Origin of the sequence: Mycobacterium sp. E3305, from assembly GCF_001666785.1 — a bacterium.
Lineage (GTDB): Bacteria > Actinomycetota > Actinomycetes > Mycobacteriales > Mycobacteriaceae > Mycobacterium.
This window is the reverse complement of the sequence record NZ_LZJA01000181.1, coordinates 49093-71596: the sequence shown is the minus strand read 5'-3', so window position 1 is coordinate 71596 and position 22504 is coordinate 49093. Positions and strand designations below refer to the sequence as shown.

At 69.3% G+C, this 22504-nt stretch carries 22 protein-coding genes; 15 read left to right on the top strand and 7 right to left on the bottom strand.

From position 1 onward, the window contains the following. Positions 1 to 47 precede the first annotated feature (47 nt). Positions 48 to 170 carry a hypothetical protein gene (locus A5701_RS29170; protein ID WP_003878506.1) on the bottom strand — a complete coding sequence of 41 codons (123 nt, stop codon included), beginning with the start codon at positions 168 to 170 and terminating at the stop codon, positions 48 to 50. Positions 171 to 480: 310 nt separating this feature from the next. Here A5701_RS29170 and A5701_RS16710 point away from each other — a divergent pair, with 310 nt between their 5' ends. Together A5701_RS16710 and A5701_RS16705 are read left to right on the top strand one after the other, a co-directional pair. After that, complete coding sequence (locus A5701_RS16710; protein ID WP_067755850.1) at positions 481 to 2802, top strand: MMPL family transporter; 2322 nt, start codon at positions 481 to 483, stop codon at positions 2800 to 2802. 62 nt (positions 2803 to 2864) lie between these two features. Then, a complete protein-coding gene (locus A5701_RS16705; RefSeq protein ID WP_067755847.1) occupies positions 2865 to 3494 on the top strand; it encodes a bifunctional 2-polyprenyl-6-hydroxyphenol methylase/3-demethylubiquinol 3-O-methyltransferase UbiG in 630 nt (209 codons plus the stop codon). An 11-nt stretch (positions 3495 to 3505) separates the two neighbouring features. Here A5701_RS16705 and A5701_RS16700 read toward each other — a convergent pair whose 3' ends face one another. Then, positions 3506 to 4219: an NAD-dependent deacylase gene (locus A5701_RS16700; RefSeq protein WP_067755844.1), complete on the bottom strand. Its 714-nt coding sequence runs from the start codon at positions 4217 to 4219 to the stop codon at positions 3506 to 3508. Positions 4220 to 4256: 37 nt separating this feature from the next. Here A5701_RS16700 and A5701_RS16695 point away from each other — a divergent pair, with 37 nt between their 5' ends. Next, entirely contained in the window at positions 4257 to 4622 is a 366-nt protein-coding gene (locus A5701_RS16695) for a GntR family transcriptional regulator (RefSeq protein ID WP_067277218.1), read from the top strand. A 26-nt stretch (positions 4623 to 4648) separates the two neighbouring features. Here A5701_RS16695 and A5701_RS16690 read toward each other — a convergent pair whose 3' ends face one another. Further along, positions 4649 to 5170, bottom strand: coding sequence for a DUF1697 domain-containing protein (locus tag A5701_RS16690; RefSeq protein WP_067755840.1), 522 nt, complete (start codon positions 5168 to 5170; stop codon positions 4649 to 4651). Positions 5171 to 5246: 76 nt separating this feature from the next. Between A5701_RS16690 and A5701_RS16685 the strand changes: the two genes are divergently transcribed. Beyond that, positions 5247 to 5690, top strand: coding sequence for a PPOX class F420-dependent oxidoreductase (locus tag A5701_RS16685; protein ID WP_067755837.1), 444 nt, complete (start codon positions 5247 to 5249; stop codon positions 5688 to 5690). Positions 5691 to 5727: 37 nt separating this feature from the next. Next, a complete protein-coding gene (locus A5701_RS16680) occupies positions 5728 to 5916 on the top strand; it encodes a DUF5302 domain-containing protein (protein WP_067755834.1) in 189 nt (62 codons plus the stop codon). A gap of 34 nt (positions 5917 to 5950) precedes the next feature. Here the strand turns inward: A5701_RS16680 and A5701_RS16675 are convergent, their stop codons facing one another. Then, positions 5951 to 6484, bottom strand: coding sequence for a nuclear transport factor 2 family protein (locus A5701_RS16675; protein WP_067755828.1), 534 nt, complete (start codon positions 6482 to 6484; stop codon positions 5951 to 5953). 88 nt (positions 6485 to 6572) lie between these two features. Here A5701_RS16675 and A5701_RS16670 point away from each other — a divergent pair, with 88 nt between their 5' ends. Then, positions 6573 to 7145 carry an HhH-GPD-type base excision DNA repair protein gene (locus A5701_RS16670; protein ID WP_067755974.1) on the top strand — a complete coding sequence of 191 codons (573 nt, stop codon included), beginning with the start codon at positions 6573 to 6575 and terminating at the stop codon, positions 7143 to 7145. A gap of 28 nt (positions 7146 to 7173) precedes the next feature. Continuing rightward, complete coding sequence (locus A5701_RS16665) at positions 7174 to 7320, top strand: DUF1059 domain-containing protein (protein WP_067277197.1); 147 nt, start codon at positions 7174 to 7176, stop codon at positions 7318 to 7320. A gap of 70 nt (positions 7321 to 7390) precedes the next feature. On the opposite strand, the gene A5701_RS16660 is transcribed toward A5701_RS16665, so the two are convergent. Next, entirely contained in the window at positions 7391 to 8530 is a 1140-nt protein-coding gene (locus tag A5701_RS16660) for a hypothetical protein (protein ID WP_197505002.1), read from the bottom strand. Between the two features lie 32 nt (positions 8531 to 8562). Next, positions 8563 to 9234 carry a hypothetical protein gene (locus A5701_RS16655; RefSeq protein WP_067755823.1) on the bottom strand — a complete coding sequence of 224 codons (672 nt, stop codon included), beginning with the start codon at positions 9232 to 9234 and terminating at the stop codon, positions 8563 to 8565. Between the two features lie 190 nt (positions 9235 to 9424). Here A5701_RS16655 and A5701_RS16650 point away from each other — a divergent pair, with 190 nt between their 5' ends. Further along, on the top strand, positions 9425 to 10669 hold the full coding sequence (locus A5701_RS16650) for a mannosyltransferase (protein ID WP_067755820.1): 1245 nt from the start codon (positions 9425 to 9427) through the stop codon (positions 10667 to 10669). On the opposite strand, the gene A5701_RS16645 is transcribed toward A5701_RS16650, so the two are convergent. Next, positions 10666 to 10950: a 4a-hydroxytetrahydrobiopterin dehydratase gene (locus A5701_RS16645; RefSeq protein ID WP_067755816.1), complete on the bottom strand. Its 285-nt coding sequence runs from the start codon at positions 10948 to 10950 to the stop codon at positions 10666 to 10668. The two genes, A5701_RS16650 and A5701_RS16645, sit on opposite strands and share 4 nt — an antisense overlap. A gap of 24 nt (positions 10951 to 10974) precedes the next feature. On the opposite strand from A5701_RS16645, the gene A5701_RS16640 reads away from it, so the two are divergent. From A5701_RS16640 to A5701_RS16610, 7 genes are all read left to right on the top strand, one after another. Then, complete coding sequence (locus A5701_RS16640; RefSeq protein ID WP_067755813.1) at positions 10975 to 11379, top strand: (deoxy)nucleoside triphosphate pyrophosphohydrolase; 405 nt, start codon at positions 10975 to 10977, stop codon at positions 11377 to 11379. A gap of 407 nt (positions 11380 to 11786) precedes the next feature. Then, positions 11787 to 15470 carry a nitrate reductase subunit alpha gene (locus A5701_RS16635; RefSeq protein ID WP_067755970.1) on the top strand — a complete coding sequence of 1228 codons (3684 nt, stop codon included), beginning with the start codon at positions 11787 to 11789 and terminating at the stop codon, positions 15468 to 15470. Positions 15471 to 15506: 36 nt separating this feature from the next. Further along, entirely contained in the window at positions 15507 to 17123 is a 1617-nt protein-coding gene (gene narH, locus A5701_RS16630; RefSeq protein WP_067755810.1) for a nitrate reductase subunit beta, read from the top strand. Further along, positions 17120 to 17785 (top strand): nitrate reductase molybdenum cofactor assembly chaperone, encoded by a 666-nt coding sequence (narJ, locus tag A5701_RS16625; protein WP_067755807.1) that lies wholly within the window; start codon positions 17120 to 17122, stop codon positions 17783 to 17785. Before narH ends, narJ begins: the two co-directional genes overlap by 4 nt. Then, positions 17778 to 18509: a respiratory nitrate reductase subunit gamma gene (narI, locus tag A5701_RS16620; protein ID WP_067755804.1), complete on the top strand. Its 732-nt coding sequence runs from the start codon at positions 17778 to 17780 to the stop codon at positions 18507 to 18509. The genes narJ and narI overlap by 8 nt, the downstream gene beginning before the upstream one ends. A 159-nt stretch (positions 18510 to 18668) precedes the next feature. After that, complete coding sequence (typA, locus tag A5701_RS16615) at positions 18669 to 20558, top strand: translational GTPase TypA (protein ID WP_067755801.1); 1890 nt, start codon at positions 18669 to 18671, stop codon at positions 20556 to 20558. Between the two features lie 45 nt (positions 20559 to 20603). Next, a complete protein-coding gene (locus tag A5701_RS16610; protein WP_197505001.1) occupies positions 20604 to 22502 on the top strand; it encodes an ABC transporter family substrate-binding protein in 1899 nt (632 codons plus the stop codon). Positions 22503 to 22504 lie beyond the last annotated feature (2 nt).

Sequence of the window (22504 nt, the reverse complement as noted above, 5' to 3'; positions counted from 1 at the left end):
TGCGGGTTCGGCCATCAACAGCCGTGCGAGCATGCTCATGGCGTTGCTCAGCTCGCCGCTTGCAGTTCGTCGAACTGCTCCGAGGTTTCGCCTTCCACCAGCACGTCGCCGTGGTAGAGGGCTTCGAAGTCAACCTTGATGACGTCGGCACTTGTGTCGTCGATCCACATGACACTGAGCGTATGGGCCACCATTAAGGAATCTTTGAGTCACGATTCGGAAAATGGTGGCAATTTACCGGCCGGTAGGTTGTCGGCGGTCTATCGCGGCATTCAGGCCCGTGACCTGCTTACTTGCCGGCCAATTTTCTGGCCGGACTCTTACCGTCGCCGCGGTTTAGACCGCCGCGTTGAACCGTCCTTCCGGTGCGCTCCGTGCTTAGTAGCGAATCTGTTTGACGCGTGAAAACTAGCGTTTGTTACGTTGACGCGGAAACGCCAGCGGCCAGCGCGATCAGCACCGGCGGCGGAAGGGCTCGAAATGCTGCAGGGGATCGCCCGGGTGGCCATCGCGGCGCCGCGCCGCATCATCGCAATCGGTGTCCTGGTCTTCATCGCCGCCGCGGTCTTCGGCATCCCCGTCGCCAAGAGCCTGTCGCCCGGAGGTTTTCAGGACCCGGACTCGGAGTCCGCCCGCGCGATCCAGGTGCTGACCGACAAGTTCGGGCAGAGCGGTCAGCAGATGCTGATCCTGGTCACCGCGCCCGGCGGCACCGGCAGCGAGCAGGCCCGCAACGTGGGCAGCGACCTCGTCAACCAGCTACAGAAGTCCCCGCTCGTCTATAACGTCTCGTCACCGTGGACCGTCCCGCCGCAGGCGGCCGCCGACCTGGTCAGCCGCGACGGCAAGACCGGCCTGCTCGTGGTCAACCTCAAGGGCGGCGAGAACTACGCGCAGAGCAACGCCCAAACCGTCGCGGACCAATTCATCCATGACCGGGACGGCGTCACCGTCCGCGCCGGCGGCGCCGCGATGCAGTACGCCCAGATCAACACACAGAACCAGGCCGACCTGCTGGTGATGGAGATGATCGCGCTGCCGCTGAGCTTCCTGATCCTGATCTGGGTGTTCGGCGGACTGCTGGCGGCGGCGTTGCCGATGGCGCTGGGCGCGCTGGCCGTCGTCGGGTCGATGACGGTGCTGCGGCTGATCACCTTCACCACCGAGGTGTCGATCTTCGCGCTGAACCTGAGCACGGCGTTGGGCCTGGCGCTGGCGATCGACTACACCCTGCTGATCGTCAGCCGCTACCGCGACGAGTTGGCAGAGGGCAGCGACAGGGAGCAAGCGCTGATCCGCACGATGGCCACCTCCGGGCGCACCGTCTTGTTCTCAGCCGTCACCGTGGCGTTGTCGATGTCGGCGACCGTGGCGTTCCCGATGTACTTCCTCAAGTCGTTCGCCTACGCCGGCGTGGCGACCGTGGCCTTCGTCGCGACCGCCTCGATCGTCATCACCCCGGCCGCGATCGTGCTGCTGGGCCCTCGGCTGGACGCGTTCGACGTGCGCCGGCTGATGCGCCGGGCATTTCGGCGGCCCGAGCCGGTGCACAAGCCCGTCGAGCAGCTGTTCTGGTACCGGTCGACCAAGCTGGTGATGCGCCGCTGGGCGCCGATCGGGCTGACCGTCGTCGCGCTGCTGCTCCTGCTCGGGTCTCCGTTCATGGGCGTGAAATGGGGCTTCCCGGACGACCGGGTGCTGCCCCGTTCGGCGTCGTCCCATCAGGTCGGTGACCAACTGCGCAACGACTTCGCGCACGACTCCGCCACGTCCGTGCCCGTCGTCGTCCCCGACGCGCGCGGGCTGAACCCGGCGGACCTCGACCGCTACGCCGCCGACTTGTCGCGGGTGCCCGACGTGTCGGCGGTGTCGGCCCCCGGCGGGACGTTCGTCGGCGGGAACCGGACCGGACCCCCGGCGGGGGCCACCGGGCTGGCCGACGGCAGCGCATTTTTGACCGTCAGCAGCACGGCCCCACTGTTCTCCCCGGCGAACGACGCGCAACTCAAGCGGCTGCACGAGGTGCCCGGGCCGGCGGGCCGGTCCGTCGTGATGGGCGGCGTCGCGCAGGTCAACCGCGACAGCGTGGACGCGGTCACGGACCTCCTCCCGCTGGTCCTCGGGCTGATGGCGGCGGTCACCTTCGTGCTGCTGTTCCTGCTCACCGGCAGCGTGCTGTTGCCGGCCAAGGCGCTGGCCTGCAACTTCCTGTCGCTGACCGCGGCGTTCGGCGCGCTGGTCTGGATCTTCCAGGACGGGCACCTGGGCGCGCTCGGGACGACCCCGAGCGGGACGCTGGTGGCCAACATGCCGGTGCTGCTGTTCTGCATCGCCTTCGGGCTGTCGATGGACTACGAGGTGTTCCTGCTCTCGCGCATCCGCGAGTACTGGCTCGCGTCCGGCGCGGCCCGGCCGGCGCGGCCGACCGCGAAGGAGGCGCACGCCGCCAACGACGAGAGCGTCGCGCTCGGCGTCGCCCGCACCGGCCGGGTCATCACGGCGGCCGCGCTGGTGATGTCGATGTCGTTCGCCGCGCTGATCGCCGCCCACGTGTCGTTCATGCGGATGTTCGGCCTCGGCCTGGTGCTCGCCGTCTTCGCCGACGCCACACTGGTGCGGATGGTTGTCGTGCCGGCCTTCATGCATGTGATGGGCCGGTGGAATTGGTGGGCGCCCAGGCCCCTGGCGTGGCTGCACGACCGGTTCGGCATCGACGAGGGCGGCGCGGTCGAGACCGCATACCCCGAGCCGGTCCAGGTCGACGGCAAACCGCTGGGGGAGCCGGTGCCGAATATCGGCTGACGCGCCGGCCGGCCCGTCGGCAAGTCCCTATTCTTTGGCCCAGAGTCGGAAGGTTGACGTGTATGACAACGGCGGTGGACAACCCGTTCTTCGCACGCATCTGGCCCGTCGTCGCCAGCCACGAAACCGAGGCGATACGCGCCATGCGCCGCGAGAATCTGGCCGGGTTGTCGGGGCGGGTGCTGGAAGTCGGTGCGGGCATCGGGACGAACTTTCCGCACTACCCGGAGTCGGTCCACGAGGTGGTCGCGGTGGAGCCCGAGCCGCGGCTGGCGGCCCAGGCCCGCGCGGCGGCGGACGTGGTGCCGGCCCGCGTCGTGGTGCTGGGCGAGACGGCCGAGGGCTTCAGCGGCGAGGAGCCGTTCGACGCGGTGGTGTGCTCGCTGGTGTTGTGCTCGGTGCGCGACCCCGGCGGTGTGCTGCGGCGGCTGTACTCGGTGCTGCGTCCGGGCGGGGAACTGCGGTACCTCGAGCACGTGGCGAGCGCCGGCGCGCGTGGCCGCCTGCAACGGTTCGCCGACGCGACGCTGTGGCCCCGGCTCTTCGGTAACTGCCACACCCACCGCGACACCGAGCGCGAGATCATCGACGCCGGGTTCGAGGTCGACGTTTCCCGGCGCGAGTTCACGTTGCCGGCGTGGGCGCCGATGCCGGTCTCGGAGCTCCTGCTGGGCCGCGCCCGCCGGCCGTAATCGCGGCGGGGCTATTTCAGCAGGGCGGGCAGCCGCTGCAGCAACCCGGGCAAGGCCTGGCTGGCGGTCTCGCGGATGCTTATCGTCGCGTGCCGCGACAGCGGGGTCACCTCGGGGTTGACCTCGATTACGGCCGTGCCGCGGGACAGCGCCAGCTCGGCGAGCCCGGCGGCCGGGTAGACGATCGCCGACGTTCCGACCACCACCATCACGTCTGCGGCCTCGGTCGCCTCGACGGCCGATTGCCACGGTCCGTCGGGCAACGGCTCACCGAACCACACGATGTCCGGGCGGATCAGGCCGCCGCAATGACAGACCGGGGGCTCCACCTCGAGCGTCGGTTCGGCCATCTTGGGCAGCGCGCCGGTGTACGGCATACCGCAACGGTCGCAACGGAATTCGAACAGGCTGCCGTGCAGGTGGTGAACCGGTGTGCTGCCGGCGCGCTCGTGTAGGTCATCGACATTCTGGGTGATGACGCTGACCTCGGCGCCGTCCTGCCAGGCGGCGATGGCGCGGTGTCCGGTGTTGGGCGCGACGTCGGCGACCAGATAGTGACGCCACAGGTACCAGCCCCACACCCGTTCGGGATTGTCACGCCACCCTTGAGTGCTGGACAGCTCGTACGGGTCGAAGCGCGCCCACAACCCGTTCTTGTCGTCGCGGAAGGTCGGCACCCCGCTCTCCGCGGAGATTCCCGCGCCGCTCAGCACCGTTACTCGCATCCCACAAAGATAGCCGTGCGTGGGACATACTGAAGACGTGGAGCTGCGGGATTTGCTGAAGGTCGACGTGAAGGCGGGCAAGCCGCTGTTCGACCAGCTCAGAACGCAAGTCATCGACGGCGTCCGCGCCGGCGCGCTACCGCCCGGGACCCGGCTTCCGACCGTGCGCGACCTGGCCGGGCAGCTGGGGGTCGCGGCGAACACCGTGGCCCGCGCCTATCGGGAACTCGAGTCCGCCGCGATCGTCGAAACGCGCGGGCGCTTCGGGACTTTCATTTCCCGTTTCGACCCGACCGACGCGGCGATGGCGGCCGCCGCCAAGGAGTACGTCGAGGTTGCCCGCGCGCTGGGGCTGACCAAGTCCGACGCGATGCGCTACCTGACCAACGTGCCGGACGACTGAGCCCAATCAGCTTGGCGCGAAGCGCTTTAGCGCAAGACCTTGGCCAGCGTGCGCAGGTTGCGCGTCGTCGTCGACGACTTGTAGCGGGGCTTGCCCATCGTCTTGCCGATCGCGCTGTCCAGGGTGGCGCCCTTGGGCACCTGCCAATAGATCACGCCGGCGCCGGGGCTGATCTTCTCGTCGGCGCCGGCTTTGTCGCCCAGGGCGGCGAGTTCGTCGAGCACCGCGTCGTCCGCCACGAACGTGACGTAGGACTGGTAGCCGTCGACCTCGGGCTCGAAGGGATAGGCGTCCACGACGGCGCGCACCGTTTCGAGGTCATAGACCAGCACCCACGCGTCGTAGCCGAAACCGTCGCGCAGCGCGGCTTCGGCCTTCTTCCGCACCCCCGCGGCGCGGGCGGACGACTCCAGCACGATGTTGCCGCTGGCCAGGATGGTGCGCACGTTCTTGCAACCCGCATCGGTCAGCGCGCGTGCCACCTCGGCCATCTTGAGGTTGACGCCGCCGACGTTGACTCCGCGCAGGAAGGCCGCGTACTTGGTCATGGTCCGATTTCACCAGGTCGGTGCGGGCCGGCGCGATCCGGGACCGGTCGCTGGACGCGCGACGTAGGCTGCTGGGATGGGACGCCAAGTCTTCGACGACAAGCTGCTGGCCGTGATCAGTGGGAACTCTCTCGGGGTGCTGGCGACCATCAAGCGCGACGGGCGGCCCCAGCTGTCGAACGTCAGTTACCACTTCGACCCGCGTGACTTGGCCGTGCGGGTGTCGATCACCGAGCCCCGGGCCAAGACCCGCAACCTTCGCCGCGACCCCCGGGCGTCGATCCTGGTCGACGCCGACGACGGGTGGTCGTATGCGGTGGCCGAGGGCACGGCCACGCTGACGCCGCCGGCGTCCGACCCCGGCGACGACACCGTCGAGGCGCTGATTGCCTTGTACCGCAACATCGCCGGCGAACACCCGGATTGGGACGAGTACCGCCGCGCGATGGTCACCGATCGGCGGGTGCTGCTGACCCTGCCGATCTCGCACGTCTACGGCATGCCGCCGGGGGTGCGGTAGCCGCCCGATTCCGGCCGCGCGGCGCTAGGCTGCCGGTATGGCTGAATCGAAGTCCTCCGAGGCGCCGGAATCGGACGACGACACCAAGCGCAAGTTCCGCGAGGCCCTGGACCGCAAGCTGGCCAAGTCGTCGGGTGGGTCCGACCACAAGGACAGCGGGGGCAAGCAGTCGCGGGCGCACGGGCCGGTTGAGAACCGCCGCGAGTTCCGCCGTAAGAGCGGGTGAGGATCGGCGGTTAGCCGTTGCCTCCCAACGGTTTTCAGCCCGCGGGCGGCGTGAACAGGCCGATCGAGGGGTCGTCACGGCCCGGCTTGCCGCGCAGGCTGCCGCGGGTGCTGGGGTGGGAGAAGTCCACCCGGGACGGGTCGTTCTGGTACGACCAATCCGCCACGATGGTGCGTTGGCCGAACTTCCAGCGGCCCTCGTGTCGCGTGTAGGCGTCCAGGTACCTACCGCCGATGACGACGTCGACGTCGCGTTCGGGGCCGGCGAAGGTGTGGAAAACGAGGCAGTAGACCTCGCCGCGGGCGGTGTCGCCCTCGACGACGAAGTTGGTTGTGGTGACGTTGTGTTGGGACACCCGCACATACGGTTCGGACGCCTGCAGCTGCGCGATGAACTGTTCGACGCCGCCCGCCGAGAACGAGCCGTGCGAGTCGGTCGCGTCGGGGTGGTAGAGGTCGCGCAGCGCTTCGTAGTCGGCGCGGTCGACGGCCCGGCAATAGGCGGTGACGAGGGCGTGCAGTTCGTCGCGGGCCAGCATCAGCGCCAGTCGGGCCTCATCCACCACCACGCCACGATAACGCGGTGGTTGGGTGAGTAGTCTGCCAACTACGGCTCATCGGTCTTAGGGTGTTCAGCGGAAAGGTTGGTCGTTGACGGTGAAACTTTGGCTCGCTCAGGATCCCGAGGCCGACGCGCTGCTGGACGAGGATCCGCTGGCGCTGCTCATCGGGATGGTCCTTGACCAGCAGGTGCCCTTCGAGACCGCCTTCTCCGGGCCGAAGAAGATCGCGGACCGGATGGGCGGCTTCAGCGCCGCCGAGATCGCCGACTACGACCCCGACAAGTTCGCCGCGCTGTGCTCGGAAAGGCCTGCGATACACCGCTTTCCGGGATCGATGGCCAAACGTATCCAGACCCTGGCCCAGATCATCGTGGACCGTTACGACGGTGACGCGGCGGGTTTGTGGACCGCCGGGGACCCCGACGGCGCGGAGCTGCTGCGGCGGATCAAGGGGCTGCCCGGTTTCGGCGATGTCAAGGCGCAGATCTTTGTGGCGTTGCTGGGCAAGCAGTACGGCGTCACCCCGAAAGGCTGGCGCGAGGCGGCCGGGCAGTTCGGCAAGGCCGGCACCCACATCTCCGTCGCCGACATCGTCGACGCCAAGTCGATGGGCAAGGTCCGTTCGTACAAGAAGCAGATGAAGGCAGCTGCCAAGGCGGCGAAGTAGTTGGTGACCAGAAGGGAAGGGCGGCAACGTGAAGACTCACCTGACGTGTCCGTGCGGGGAAGCCATCGTCGGCAAGGATGAGGACGAGTTGGTCGAGCTGACCCAGGCTCATCTCGCCAGCGATCATCCGGGTCTCGAGTACGACCGCGACGCGATCCTGTTCATGGCGTACTAGCCGCCCGCCAGACCGGAGCGCGCGTGTCCCCGAGGGGAGCACGCGCGCCATGGCGGGGGACAGTGCCGGCCTACGGCACCACCGTGGAGCCGATGGTGGGCATGAACTGGCACTGCTTTTCCTTCGTGGTGACCTGCCCGAAAATGGTCGACATGATGCTGCCGGACCCGGTGTCGGCGATCGCGGTCAGCGTCGTCGGCCCGTCGGCGTTGATGTCGGTGCGCGGCTTGAGCGCAACCGTCCCCGACTTACCCGTGGTCAGGTTCACCCAGGTGACGTTCAACGGCAGCTTCTGCACCTCGGCGGGCCCGGGCGTGCCGACCGCGGTGAACACGTAGGCGGTCTGCCCGGGGCCCGGGCCCGGCGTCGGGATCTTCGCCGGACCCGCCACCGACAGCGCCGTGGCGATCGCGCTGGTGCCGTCCGCCAGGCAGTTGGTGCCGATCGAGGGGTACATGAAGTCCTGCGTGGGCGGGGCGTCGGGGCCGAACCCGGGAGCCGCCGCGGGTGCGGCGGCCGGCGCGGGAGCCGCGTCCGGCGCCGGAGCGGCCGGTGCGGGAGGCGCCGGTACGGGCGCCGCGACGGGTGCCACGGTGCCGGGAGCCGGTGCGGAAGCCGGCGGGGCCGCGATCGACGGGGCGGCGGCCGGTGGGGCGGCCACCGGGCCGGGGCCGGCCGCGTGGGCCGGGTCGATCCCGGCCGGCAGGTGCGCCTGGGGACCGGCCTCCACGCCCGCCGGTGGGGCCGCGGCCGGCCCGGGACCCGCCGCGTGCGCGGGATCGATGCCGGTCGGCAGGTGCGACTGCGCGCCCGGTTCGACGCCCGCGGCGGGCACGTGTGGCACCGGTGCGCCGTCGGGCAGCGCCGCGCCGGGCTCGGCCGGCGCGCCCGGCATCGCCAGGAACTGGTTCACCGACTGGGCCACGTTGCGGGACTCGCCGGGCGCGCTTTGGTTGTGGCTGAAGGCCTGCGCCGCGGCCATGAGCAGCTGGGTGGCCTGCCCGGGGTTGGTGGCGGCTTGCTGAATGATCGGGCTCAGCTGCGACAGCGCGGGCAGGCCCGGGAGTTCTTGAGTCGAATTCGGTTGCGGTGTCGCCGGGTCGGCTGCCGCGCTCGGGCAGAACCCGAACGCGGCAGCCGATGCCGTCACGACAGCGGCCAATCCTTTGGACAGATTCCAAGTGGTCGCCACGGTGTGTCCTCCGGTCAGTAGGGGGTTGGCGTTGCTGTCTGGCTAATTACTCAGGGCAGCCCTGCGAGCAGCGGGGCAACCGGGTTGGCCCCGGTGGCCGGCGCGGCCGGCGCCGCCGGAGCGGCCGGCGCCGCGGGAGCGCCGGCGAGCGCCGGCAGGTCCTGCGGCAGGGTCATCTGCGCGGGCAGGTTGACCGGCATGTTGGGCAGGAACGCCGGCATGTCGACCTTCGCCTGCGGAATCTGCGGGGTCGGCGGGGTGGCGGGGGCGGCCGGCGTCGACAGCCCCGGGATGGCCGGCAGTCCGGGAATGGACGACGTGGCCGGGGCGGCGGGCGCCGCGGGTGCCGGCTGCGTCAGGCCGGGGATCAGCCCCTGCAGGCCCTGCGCCGCCGACGGGGCGGAAGGCGTCGGTGCCTGCGCCAGTCCGGGGATCGACGGGATCGCCGCGTTGGTCGCCGGTGACGGCGCGGCGGCCGACGGGACACCCGGGAAGGTGATGCCCGGGGCGGCCGGCGCGGCCGGCGGGGTCGCGCCGAGCGCGGTGGCGAGGTTCTGCAGGATTTGGGGCGCGTTGGCCGCCGAACTGATCAGCTGCTGCGGAATGTTCGGGATCGGCGGAGCCGGCACGGGGTCGGCGTGGGCGATACCGCCCGTGAGTAGGGCTGCGGACGAACCGACTACGACGGCGGCTGCACGCAAGTAAGTCCAGATGGTTGGCATGACTCTCCCTGGTTGTGGATTACGGGGTCCAGCGCCGAAGTTACGTTGATACTGGTGGGACTCAAGTGACACGTGTGGCATTTATTTGATCGTTATTGATACGAGTGACGGCGGTGACCGAACGCCCGCCGACCAGGCCGTTGGGCGCGACGGCGTCCGCTCGGGCCGCCGCGATCGCTAAAGTCGGCTCATCGACACCACCTCGGCCGCCCCGGCGGCATCGGATCGCCGGCGGTTCGCGAGTCTGCTGCGGGCGGCCGCACCGGCCCTGCTGCTCGCCAGCGTCACCGCGCGGCTCGCCTGGACCTACCTGGCGCCGCACGGCGCCAACTTCGTCGACCTGCACGTCTACCTCGGCGGGGCCGCGGCCATCGACCACCCCGGCACGCTGTACAGCTACGTCTACGCCGACCAGACGCCGGACTTCCCGCTGCCGTTCACCTATCCGCCCTTCGCCGCGGTCGTGTTCTACCCGCTGAGCCTGTTGCCGTTCGGCCTGGTCGCCCTCGCGTGGCAGATCGCGACCATGGCCGCGTTGTACGGCGCGATCCGGATCAGCCAGCGCCTGATCGGCGTGGCGCCCGGCGCCGACGGTCGCCGCCTGGCCATGGCGTGGACGGCGATCACCATCTGGATCGAGCCGCTGCGCAGCACCTTCGACTACGGGCAGGTCAACGTGTTGCTGATGCTCTTGGTGCTGTGGGCGGTGTTGACGACGCGGTGGTGGCTGTCGGGGCTGCTGGTCGGCGTGGCGGCCGGCATCAAGCTGACGCCCGCGATCTCGGGCGTCTACCTGGTCGGGGTGCGGCGGTGGGCCGCGGCGGCCTTCTCCGCCGTGGTCTTCCTCGCCACCGTCGGCGTGTCGGCGATTGTGGTCGGCGATCAGACCGCCTACTACTTCACGAAGCTGCTGGGCGATGCGCAACGAGTGGGGCCCGTCGCCACCTCCTTCAACCAGTCCTGGCGCGGCGGCATCTCCCGGATCCTGGGTCACGACGCCGGCTTCGGCCCGCCGGTGTTGATCGCCATCGGCGCGACCGCGGTGGCGGCCGTGCTGGCCTGGCGGGCGCTGGACCCGGCCGACCGGCTGGGCAAGTTACTGGTGGTCGAGCTGTTCGGGCTGCTGCTGTCGCCGATCTCCTGGACCCACCACTGGGTGTGGCTGGTGCCGCTGATGATCTGGGCGATTCACGGGCCACCCCGCGAGCGCCCCGGCGCGCGGATCGTGGGCTGGGGCTGGCTGGCGCTCACCATCGTCGGCGTGCCGTGGCTGCTGAGCTTCGCGCAGCCGACCATCTGGCAGATCAGCCGGCCCTGGTACCTGGCCTGGGCCGGCCTCGTCTACATCGTGGCGGCCGTGGCGACCTTGGTCTGGATCGCCGCCACCGGCGCGCGCCGCACCGGCGAGATGGCCGGCGCCGAGTCCAAGGACTAGCCGCCGACGATCCCGTCGATGTCGTGCGCCATGGCGACGTCCTTCTCGGTGATGCCGCCCTCGGAATGCGTCACCAGGGCGAAAGTCACCGTTCGCCAACGAATATCGATATCCGGGTGATGATCCTTGCTCTCCGCGTGCTCGCCCACCCGGCGCACCGCGTCGATGCCGGCGAGAAAGCTCGGAAACTTGATCGACCGGCGCAGCGCACCGTCGGCGCGCTCCCATCCGTTGAGATCGGGCAGTGCGGCGTCCACCTGCTCATCCGTTAACACAGCCATATTTCGACCGTATACCGTCTGGCCATGCCGACCCAGATCGTCGTCGCGGGCGCGGTCATCCGCCGCGCCACGGTGCTGGTGGCGCAACGCCTCCGGCCGCCCGAGCTGGCCGGCCGCTGGGAACTGCCCGGCGGTAAGGTCGCACCGGGTGAAACGGAGCGGGATGCGCTGGCCCGCGAGCTGGCCGAGGAGCTGGGCCTCGAGGTCGGCGACGTCGAGGTGGGGGGCCGGCTGGGCGACGACATCGCGCTGGAGGGCATGACCCTGCGGGCGTACCGCGTGGGATTGCTCAGCGGAGAGCCGCATGCGCGTGACCATGGGGCGGTGCGCTGGGTGACCGCGGACGAGCTGCCCGATGTCGACTGGGTGCCCGCCGACCGCGGCTGGGTCGCTGACCTGGTGCGGGCGCTGTCCGCAGCGGCCTCATAACAAGCCCACAGCTGTTCCGCAGCCGACGCCCAGCCTCGTAGAAGGTCGCGAGGGTGAACTTGAGATATAAACCCAACGTGTACTTGTAAGAACTACTTGACCTGGAAGCGTGTACCGGAAGCGATCCCACGTCTGTACGGCGCGGTGACAGGGTCCCGGCCGGATGTCTCTAAGTCGCTAAAACCCATGTTGACCAATCGATTTCGATATCGGGCCGCCCGTCGCGGAGGTGTTGGGCGCGTTCTCCGCGCCCCGCGCCGGTGCGCGATCGTTCCCCAGGCCAAAGGCCGTCGGCCATGGTTCGTGCCGGCCGATGAATCGATGGGCCGATGCCCGGTACGACGCACCCGGGCCGAAACGCCGGCCGGCCCGGCACGCGCGGCGCTACGGAGTGGAAGGGATACCTGTTGACTGTCACACCACACGTCGGTGGAGCGCTCGAGGAGTTGCTGGAGCGCAGCGGGCGGTTCTTCACCCCCGGTGAATTCTCGGCCGACCTGCGCACCGTGACGCGCAAGGGCGGCCGCGAGGCCGACGTGTTCTACCGCGACAGGTGGAGCCACGACAAGGTGGTGCGCTCCACCCACGGGGTCAACTGCACCGGTTCCTGCTCCTGGAAGATCTACGTCAAGGACGGGATCATCACCTGGGAGACCCAGCAGACCGACTATCCCTCGGTGGGCCCGGACCGGCCGGAATACGAGCCGCGCGGGTGTCCCCGCGGCGCGTCGTTCTCCTGGTACAGCTACTCGCCCACCCGGGTGCGCTACCCCTACGCGCGGGGCGTGCTGGTCGAGATGTACCGGGAAGCCAAGGCGCGACTGGGCGATCCGGTATTGGCCTGGGCCGACATTCAGGCCGACCCCGAGCGCCGTCGCCGCTATCAGCGCGCCCGTGGCAAAGGGGGACTGGTCCGGGTCACCTGGGCCGAGGCCACCGAGTTGATCGCCGCCGCCCACGTGCACACCATCAAGACCTACGGGCCCGACCGCGTCGCGGGATTTTCGCCCATCCCGGCGATGTCGATGGTGTCCTACGCGGCCGGGTCGCGGTTCTTCGAGCTGATCGGCGCCCCCATGACGTCGTTTTATGACTGGTACGCCGACCTTCCGGTCGCGTCGCCGCAGGTGTTCGGCGATCAGACCGACGTGCCCGAGTCCGGCGACTGGTGGGACGCAGCGTATTTGATGATGTGGGGCTCCAACGTCCCGATCACCCGGACCCCCGACGCGCACTGGATGGCCGAGGCGCGCTACCGCGGCACCAAGGTGGTGACCGTCAGCCCCGACTACGCCGACAACACCAAGTTCGCCGACGAGTGGATGCCGTGCGCCGCCGGCACCGACGGGGCGCTGGCGATGGCGATGGGCCACGTCATTCTGACGGAATGTTATGTGCGGAAAGAGGTTCCGTTCTTCACCGACTTCGCGCGCCGCTACACCGATCTGCCGTTCCTGATCAAGCTGGAATCCCGCGGCGACATGCTGGTGCCGGGAAAGAACCTCACGGCGGCGGACCTGGGCAGGGGCGTCGAGAACGCGGCGCTCAAACCGGCGGTGCTGGACGAGGCCACCGATTCGGTGGTGGTGCCCCACGGCTCGCTGGGATTCCGCTACGGCGAGGACGGTGTCGGCAAGTGGAACCTCGACCTCGGCGGCCTGATGCCGGCGCTCAGCGTGCGAAACGCGCACGGCGACACCGCGCTGGTGCACCTGGCCAGCTTCGACACGCTCAACGGTGAAGGCGCCACGGTGGCGCGCGGCGTCCCGGTGCGCCGCGTCGGCAAGCACCTGGTGTGCACCGTTTTCGACCTGATGCTGGCCCAGTACGGGGTGGCCCGACCGGGATTGCCCGGCGACTGGCCCACCGGTTACGACGACCCGACCCAGCAGAACACCCCCGCCTGGCAGGAGGGAATCACCGGTGTCTCGGCCGCGCAGGCCATCCGCGTCGCCAAGGAATTCGCCCGCAGCGCAGAGGAATCCGGCGGCCGGTCGATGATCATCATGGGCAGCGGGATCTGTCAGTGGTTTCACGGTGACGCCATCTACCGGGCGGTGCTCGCGCTGCTGATGCTCACCGGCTCGATGGGGCGCAACGGCGGGGGCTGGGCCCATTACGTCGGACAGGAAAAGGTGCGTCCGCTCACCGGTTTTCAGACCATGGCGATGGCCACGGACTGGGTGCGTCCGCCGCGGCAGGTGCCGGGAGCCTCCTATTGGTACGCGCATACCGACCAGTGGCGCTACGACGGTTACGCGGCCGACAAGTTGGCCAGCCCGCTTGGCCGCGGCCGGTTCGCGGGCAAGCACACGATGGACCTGCTGGCCTCCGCGACGGCGATGGGCTGGAGCCCGTTCTATCCGCAGTTCGACCGCTCCAGCCTGGACGTCGCCGACGAGGCGCGCGCCGCCGGTCGCGACGTCGCCGACTACGTCGCCGAGCAGCTCCGCGACCGCAAACTCAAGCTGTCCGTCACCGATCCCGACAACCCGGTCAACTGGCCCCGGGTGCTTACGGTGTGGCGGGCCAACCTGATCGGATCGTCGGGCAAGGGCGGCGAATACTTCCTGCGTCACCTGCTGGGCACCGATTCCAACGTGCAGGCCGAGCCGCCGGCCGACGGGATATCGCCCGTCGACGTGGTGTGCGAGGGGGACATCCCCGAGGGCAAGCTCGACCTGATGATGTCGATCGACTTCCGGATGACCTCGACGACGCTGGTCTCGGACGTCGTGCTGCCCGCGGCGACGTGGTACGAAAAGGCCGACATCTCCAGCACGGACATGCACCCCTACGTGCACGCGTTCAGCGCGGCGACCGATCCGCCGTGGGAAACCCGTTCGGACTTCGACGCTTTCGGCGCGATCGCGCGCGCCTTCAGCGCGCTGGCCAAGCGGCACCTGGGCACCCGGGGCGACGTGGTCCTCACCGCGCTGCAGCACGACACCCCCGACGCGATGGCCTATCCCGACGGCACGGAGGAGGACTGGTTGCACACCGGCGCGACGCCGGTGCCCGGACGCAGCATGGCCCGGCTCACCGTGGTGGAACGCGATTACGGCGCCGTCTACGACAAGTGGCAGACCCTGGGACCGCTCGTCGAGACCTTCGGGGTGACCACCAAGGGCATCACGGTGCATCCGTTCCGGGAGGTCGAGGAGTTGTCCGCCAAGTTCGGCGTGATGAATTCCGGTGCGGGAGCGGGCCGCCCGGCCATCACCACCGCGGCGCGGATGGCCGACGTGCTGCTGCTGTTGTCCGGCACGACCAATGGCCGGCTCGCCGTCGAGGGCTTCCGCGAGCTGGAAAAGCGGACGGGTCAGCGGCTCGCGCATCTGGCCGAGGGCAGTGAGGAGCGCCGCATCTGCTACGCCGACACGCAGGCGCGTCCGGTGCCGGTGATCACCAGCCCGGAATGGTCGGGCAGCGAAACCGGCGGGCGCCGCTACGCGCCGTTCACCATCAACATCGAAAACCTCAAGCCGTTCCACACGCTGACCGGCCGAATGCATTTCTACCTGGCCCACGACTGGGTCGAGGAACTCGGCGAGCACCTGCCGGTGTTCCGCCCGCCGCTCGACATGACGCGGCTGTTCGGCCAGCCCGAGCTCGGCCCCACCCCGGACGGGATCGGGCTCACCGTGCGGTATTTGACCCCGCACTCGAAGTGGTCCTTCCACTCCACCTACCAGGACAACCTGTACATGCTCTCGTTGTCCCGCGGCGGACCGACGATGTGGATGAGCCCCGGCGACGCGGCCAAACTTGAAGTGCGGGACAATGATTGGGTCGAAGCGGTCAACGCCAACGGCATCTACGTCTGCCGCGCCATCGTCAGCCACCGCATGCCCGACGGCGTGGTGTTCGTCTACCACGTGCAGGAGCGCACGGTCGACACGCCCCGCACCGAAACCAACAACAAGCGCGGTGGCAACCACAACGCGCTGACCCGCGTCCGCATCAAGCCCAGCCACCTCGCCGGGGGCTACGGCCAGCACGCGTTCGCCTTCAACTACATGGGGCCGACCGGCAACCAGCGTGACGAGGTCACCGTGGTACGTCGCCGCAGCCAGGAGGTGACGTACTGACATGAAACGTCCGAGCGAAGCTTGCGGAGCGAGACAATGAAAGTAATGGCGCAACTGGCGATGGTGATGAACCTCGACAAGTGCATCGGCTGCCACACCTGCTCGGTCACCTGCAAGCAGGCATGGACCAACCGGTCCGGCACCGAATACGTGTGGTTCAACAACGTCGAAACCCGTCCGGGACAGGGCTATCCGCGCACCTACGAGGATCAGGAGCGGTGGCGGGGCGGCTGGATACGCGACAAGAAGGGGCGGCTGCGGTTGCGTGACGGCGGCCGCATCCAGAAGCTGTTGCGCATCTTCGCCAACCCCAGGCTGCCGGTCATCGACGACTACTACGAGCCATGGACCTACGACTACGAGAACCTGACCACCGCACCCGCGGGCGACACGTTCCCCACGGCCGCACCGAAGAGCCAGATCAGCGGCGAACCGATGAAGATCTCCTGGGGGCCGAACTGGGACGACAACCTGGGTGGCTCGCCGGAGATCCTGGCCGGCGACCCGATCCTGAAGAAGGTCAGCGAGGACGTCAAGCTCGCGCTCGAAGAGACCTTCATGTTCTACCTGCCCCGGATCTGCGAGCACTGTCTCAACCCCTCCTGCGTGGCGTCGTGCCCGTCGGGCGCGATGTACAAGCGCAGCGAAGACGGCATCGTGCTGGTCGACCAGGACCGCTGCCGCGGCTGGCGGATGTGCGTCTCCGGATGTCCTTACAAGAAGGTCTATTTCAACCACAAGACCGGCAAGGCCGAGAAGTGCACCCTGTGCTATCCGCGGATGGAGGTCGGGTTGCCCACCATCTGCTCGGAGACGTGCGTGGGGCGGCTGCGGTATCTGGGCCTGGTGCTCTACGACGTCGACCGGGTGCTTCAGGCGGCGTCGGTGGAGAACGAGACCGACCTATACGAGGCGCAGCGCCGAATCCTGTTGGACCCGAACGACCCCGAGGTGATCGCGGCCGCACGCGCCGAGGGCATCTCGGACGAGTGGATCGAGGCCGCCCAGCGCTCGCCGGTCTACGCGCTGATCAACGACTACCGGGTGGCCCTGCCGCTGCACCCCGAATACCGCACCATGCCGATGGTTTGGTACATCCCGCCGCTGTCCCCGGTGGTCGACGCGGTCAGCCGTGACGGCCACGACGGTGAGGAGCTGGGCAACCTGTTCGGTGCGCTGGACGCGCTGCGCATTCCGATGCAGTACCTGGCCGAGCTGTTCACCGCCGGGGACACCGCCGTGGTGGAGGGCGTGCTGCGGCGGCTGGCGGCGATGCGTTCCTACATGCGCGACATCAACCTCGGCCGCGAAACCCAGCCGCACATACCGCATTCGGTCGGCATGACCGAGAAACAGATCTACGAGATGTACCGGCTGCTGGCCATCGCGAAATACGAAGACCGGTATGTCATTCCGACGGCGTTCAGCCCGCAGGCCCGCGACCTCGAGCAGATGGGCTGCTCGCTGACCGGTGACGGGGGCCCGGGGATGTACGAGTCGGGTGAGCCGGTGCCCGTCGCCGTGGAGACGTTCCATGCGCTCAAGCACCCCGGCGGGGAGGCGGCCGCCAACGGGCGGCCGCGGGTGAACCTGCTGAACTGGGACGGGCGCCAGGTGCCCGCAGGCATGTTTCCCGACGGGCGGCAGCAATGAGGCTGCTGGCCGGGCGCCGCGGGCGCGCCGACATCCTGCAGGACCGACTCGTCTGGCAGGCGGCGTCGCTGCTGCTGGCCTACCCGGACGACGACCTGCCGGGGCGCCTGGACACCGTCGACGAGTTGCTCGGCCACATCACCGGGCCCGCGGCGGCGCTGCTCGGGCAGACGCTCGCCGCGCTGCGGGCCCGCGAGCCGATGGCCGCTGCGATGGATTACGTGGCGACCTTCGACATGCGGCGCCACTGCACCATGTACTTGACGTACTGGACCGCCGGGGACACCCGCAACCGTGGCCGCGAGATGGTCGAGTTCGCCACCGCCTACCGCGAAGCGGGCGTGCGGCCGCCGCGCGCCGAGGCGCCCGACCACCTTCCGGTCGTGCTCGAATTCGCCGCCACCGTGGACCCCGCGGCGGGGCGCCGGCTGCTGAGCGAGCACCGCGTTCCGATCGACGTGTTGCGGGGCGCCCTCGCCGGCGCGGAGTCGCCGTACGAGCCGACCGTGGCGGCGGTGTGCGCGACGCTGCCGGCCGCGACCGACTCCGACGTGCGCCGCGCTGAGCGCCTGGCGAAAGCCGGTCCGCCCGCGGAAGCCGTTGGGCTGCAACCCTTTAACTTGACGGTGCCGCCCCGACGCGAAGGAGCGCCAGGTGTTTGACAGCGTACTGTTCTGGGACATCTCGCCCTACGTCACGTTGTCGGTCTTGATCGTCGGCACCTGGTGGCGGTACCGCTACGACAAGTTCGGCTGGACCTCGCGCTCCTCGCAGATCTACGAGTCGAAGTTGTTGCGGGTGGCCAGCCCGATGTTCCACTTCGGCATCCTGGCGGTCTTCGCCGGACACGTGATGGGCCTGTTCATCCCGCCGCGGGTGACGCAGATGCTGAAGATGAGCGACCATGCCTACCACCTGCAGGCCGTGATCGCCGGGTCATTGGCCGGCTTCGCCACGTTGGCCGGAATCGGGCTGTTGATCTACCGGCGGTTCACCCGGCCCGCGGTGACCATGGCCACCACCCGCAGCGACAAGGTGATGTACGTGGTGCTGGTGCTGGCCATCGTGGTGGGCCTGTACTGCGACCTGATCGGCACCGGCCCGCACGGCGGCGAGTTCCACTACCGCTACACGGTCGGCATGTGGTTCCGCCGGATCTGGCTGTTCCAGCCGCACGGTGAGGTGATGATCAACGCCCCGCTGGACTACCAGCTGCACGCCCTGATCGGCATGGTGCTGTTCACGCTGTTGCCGTTCACCCGGCTGGTGCACATCTTCAGCGCGCCGATCGCCTACCTGTTCCGGCCCTACATCGTCTACCGCAGCCGCGACGAGGTGACCAAGGGCGAATTGGTCGGCACGGCCCCGCGCCGGCGGGGCTGGTAGGTGTTCGGGCACCCAGCAATGCGTGTGCGTCCTGGGCTTTCCGTGTGCGTCCAGGCCGGCGACACGCCGTGCCGGGCCGCCCTGGACGCACACCGGGCGACCGGCGGGGCGCACCTGCCAGTTCGCCTTTGACCGCCTCGCGCTGCCACAATCACCGACGTGCCATTCCGTAACGTCGCCATCGTCGCCCACGTCGACCACGGCAAAACGACCCTGGTGGACGCGATGCTGCGGCAGTCGGGCGCCCTGACCCACCGCGGCGACGACACCCAGGAACGCATCATGGACAGCGGTGACCTGGAGAAGGAAAAGGGCATCACCATCCTGGCCAAGAACACCGCGGTGCACCGCCGCAACCCGGACGGGACCGTCACGGTCATCAACGTGATCGACACCCCCGGGCACGCCGACTTCGGTGGTGAGGTGGAGCGCGGCCTGTCCATGGTCGACGGTGTCCTGCTGCTGGTCGACGCGTCGGAGGGGCCGCTGCCGCAGACGCGGTTCGTGCTGCGCAAGGCGCTGGCGGCGCACCTCCCGGTGATCCTCGTCGTCAACAAGACCGACCGGCCCGACGCCCGCATCGCCGAGGTCGTCGACGCCAGCCACGACCTGCTGCTGGACGTCGCGTCCGACCTGGACGACGAAGCCGCCAAGGCCGCCGAGCACGCGCTGGGCCTGCCCACGCTCTACGCCTCCGGCCGCGCGGGCATCGCAAGCACCACCCAGCCGGCCGACGGCGAGGTGCCCGCCGGCGACAACCTGGACCCGCTGTTCGACGTCCTGATGGAGCACATCCCGCCGCCGTCGGGGGACCCCGAGGCGCCGCTGCAGGCGCTGGTCACCAACCTCGACGCGTCCGCCTTCCTCGGCCGGCTCGCCCTCATCCGCATCTACAACGGCAAGCTGCGCAAGGGCCAGCAGGTCGCCTGGATGCGGGAGGTCGACGGCCTGCCCGTGATCACCAGCGCCAAGATCACCGAGCTGCTCGCCACCGAGGGCGTCGAGCGCAGCCCCACCGACGAGGCGATCGCCGGTGACATCGTCGCGGTCGCCGGGCTGCCCGAGATCATGATCGGGGACACCCTGGCCGATCCCGATCACGCCCACGCGCTGCCGCGCATCACCGTCGACGAACCGGCGATCTCGGTGACCATCGGCACCAATACCTCGCCCCTGGCGGGCAAGGTGTCGGGCCACAAGCTGACCGCGCGGATGGTCCGCAACCGCCTGGACACCGAGCTGGTCGGCAACGTGTCGATCCGGGTGGTGGACATCGGCCGGCCGGACGCCTGGGAGGTGCAGGGGCGCGGCGAGCTGGCCCTGGCCGTGCTGGTCGAACAAATGCGACGGGAAGGCTTCGAGCTGACCGTGGGCAAGCCGCAGGTGGTGACGAAGACGATCGACGGCAAGCTGCACGAGCCGTTCGAGGCGATGACGATCGACTGCCCCGAGGAATTCGTCGGCGCCATCACCCAGTTGATGGCCGCCCGCAAGGGCCGCATGGAGGAGATGGCCAACCACGCGGCCGGCTGGGTCCGGATGGACTTCGTCGTGCCCAGCCGCGGCCTGATCGGCTTCCGCACCGACTTCCTCACCATCACCCGCGGCACCGGCATCGCCAACGCGGTGTTCGACGGCTACCGGCCGTGGGCGGGGGAGATCCGGGCCCGCCACACCGGCTCGCTGGTGTCCGATCGGTCCGGAGTCATCACGCCGTTCGCGATGATCCAGCTCGCCGACCGCGGGCAGTTCTTCGTCGAGCCGGGCCAGGACACCTACGAGGGCATGGTCGTCGGAATCAACCCGCGCGCAGAGGATCTCGACATCAACGTCACCAGGGAGAAGAAGCTCACCAACATGCGCTCGTCGACCGCGGACGTGATCGAGACCCTGGCCAAGCCGCTTGAGCTCGACCTGGAGCAGGCCATGGAGTTCTGCGCGCAGGACGAATGCGTCGAGGTGACTCCGGAGATCGTCCGGGTCCGCAAGGTCGAACTGGACGCCACGACCCGGGCCCGCAGCCGGGCGCGGGCCAAGGCCCGGGGTTAATCGCGCGTGCTTGGGCGGGCTGCCGGGCAGCTGGTCGTTACCCTGATCGGCATGCCGAGACGAGTCCGCCGTTTCTTCGTGACGGTCGGCGTGCTCCTCTCGCTGTCTGGATTGGCGCTGGCGGCGTGCACGGTCAACCCGCCGCCGGCGCCGCAGAGCACCGACACGCCGCACAACTCGCCACCGCCCCCGCCGCGGCCCACCCAGATCATCATGGGCATCGATTCGATCGGCGCCGGCTTCAACCCGCACCTGCTGTCCGACCTGTCGCCGGTGAACGCGGCGATCAGCGCGCTGGTGCTGCCGAGCGCGTTCCGGCCCGTGCCAGACCCCGCGACGCCCACCGGCTCGCGCTGGGAGATGGACCCGACGCTGCTGGAGTCCGCCGAAGTCACCAACCAGAACCCGTTCACGGTGACCTACAAGATCCGGCCGGAGGCGCAGTGGACCGACAACGCCCCGATCGCCGCCGATGACTTCTGGTACCTGTGGCGGCAGATGGTCAGCCAGCCCGGCGTCGTCGACCCCGCCGGCTACGATCTCATCACCGGCGTGCAGTCGCTGGAGGGCGGCAAGCAGGCGGTGGTCACCTTCGCCCAGCCGTATCCATCATGGAAAGAGCTGTTCAGCAACATCCTTCCGGCGCACATCGTCAAGGACGTGCCGGGCGGGTTCGCGGCCGGGCTGGCCCGGGCGCTCCCGGTGACCGGCGGCCAGTTCCGGGTCGAGAGCATCGATCCGCAGCGCGACGAGATCCTGGTGGCCCGCAACGACCGCTATTGGGGATCACCGGCCAAGCCCGCCGTCATCCTGTTCCGGCGCGCCGGGGCGCCGGCCGCGCTGGCCGATTCGGTGCGCAACGGCGACACCCAGGTGGCCCAGGTGCACGGCGGATCGGCGGCCTTCGCGCAGCTGTCCGCCATCCCTGACGTGCGCACCGCCCGGATCGTGACGCCGCGCGTCATGCAGCTGACGCTGCGCGCCACCGAGCCCAAGCTGTCCGACGCCCAGGTGCGCAAGGCGATCCTCGGGCTGCTCGACGTCGACCTGCTCGCGGCGGTGGGCGCGGGCAGCGACAACACCGTCACGCTGGACCAGGCCCAGATCCGCGCGCCCAGCGATCCCGGCTACGAGCCGACCGCGCCGCCCGCGATGACGACGCCGGCGGCGCTGGCGCTGCTGGAGGGGGCCGGCTACAAGGTCGAGGGCAACGCTTCGGCTTCAGCGGGTTCACCGGCCCCGACGCCGGCGAACACCGGGCCGCCCGAGGTCATCCGCGGCCGGATCAGCAAGGACGGCCAACAGCTGTCGCTGGTCATCGGCGTGGCGGCCAACGACCCGACCTCCGTCGCGGTGGCCAACACCGCCGCCGACCAGTTGCGCAACGTGGGCATCGCCGCCAGCGTGCTGGCGCTGGACCCGGTCACGCTGTATCGCGACGCGCTGAACAACAACCAGGTGGACGCGATCGTCGGCTGGCATCAGGCCGGCGGGAACCTGGCGACGCGGCTGGCCTCGCGGTACGGCTGTCCGGCGCTGGAGGCGACGCAGGTGCCGACATCCACGGGGCCGACCACGAATCCGCCCTCGTCGAGCGCGCCGCCGTCGACCGGGTCAAGCGCCTCCTCCACCACGCCGACCTCGTCCGCGCCCAGCCGGCCGCCGGACCCCAACGCCCTGGTGCAGGCGCCGTCGAACCTCACCGGAATCTGCGACCGCAGCGTCCAGTCGAACATCGACGCCGCGCTCAACGGCACCAAGAACATCAACGACGTGATCACCGCGGTCGAGCCGCGGTTGTGGAACATGTCCACGGTGTTGCCGATCCTGCAGGACACCACGATCGTCGCCGCCGGCCCGAGCGTGCAGAACGTCAGCCTGACGGGAGCGGTGCCGGTCGGCATCGTCGGCGATGCCGGCCAATGGATCAAGACCGGGCCCTGATC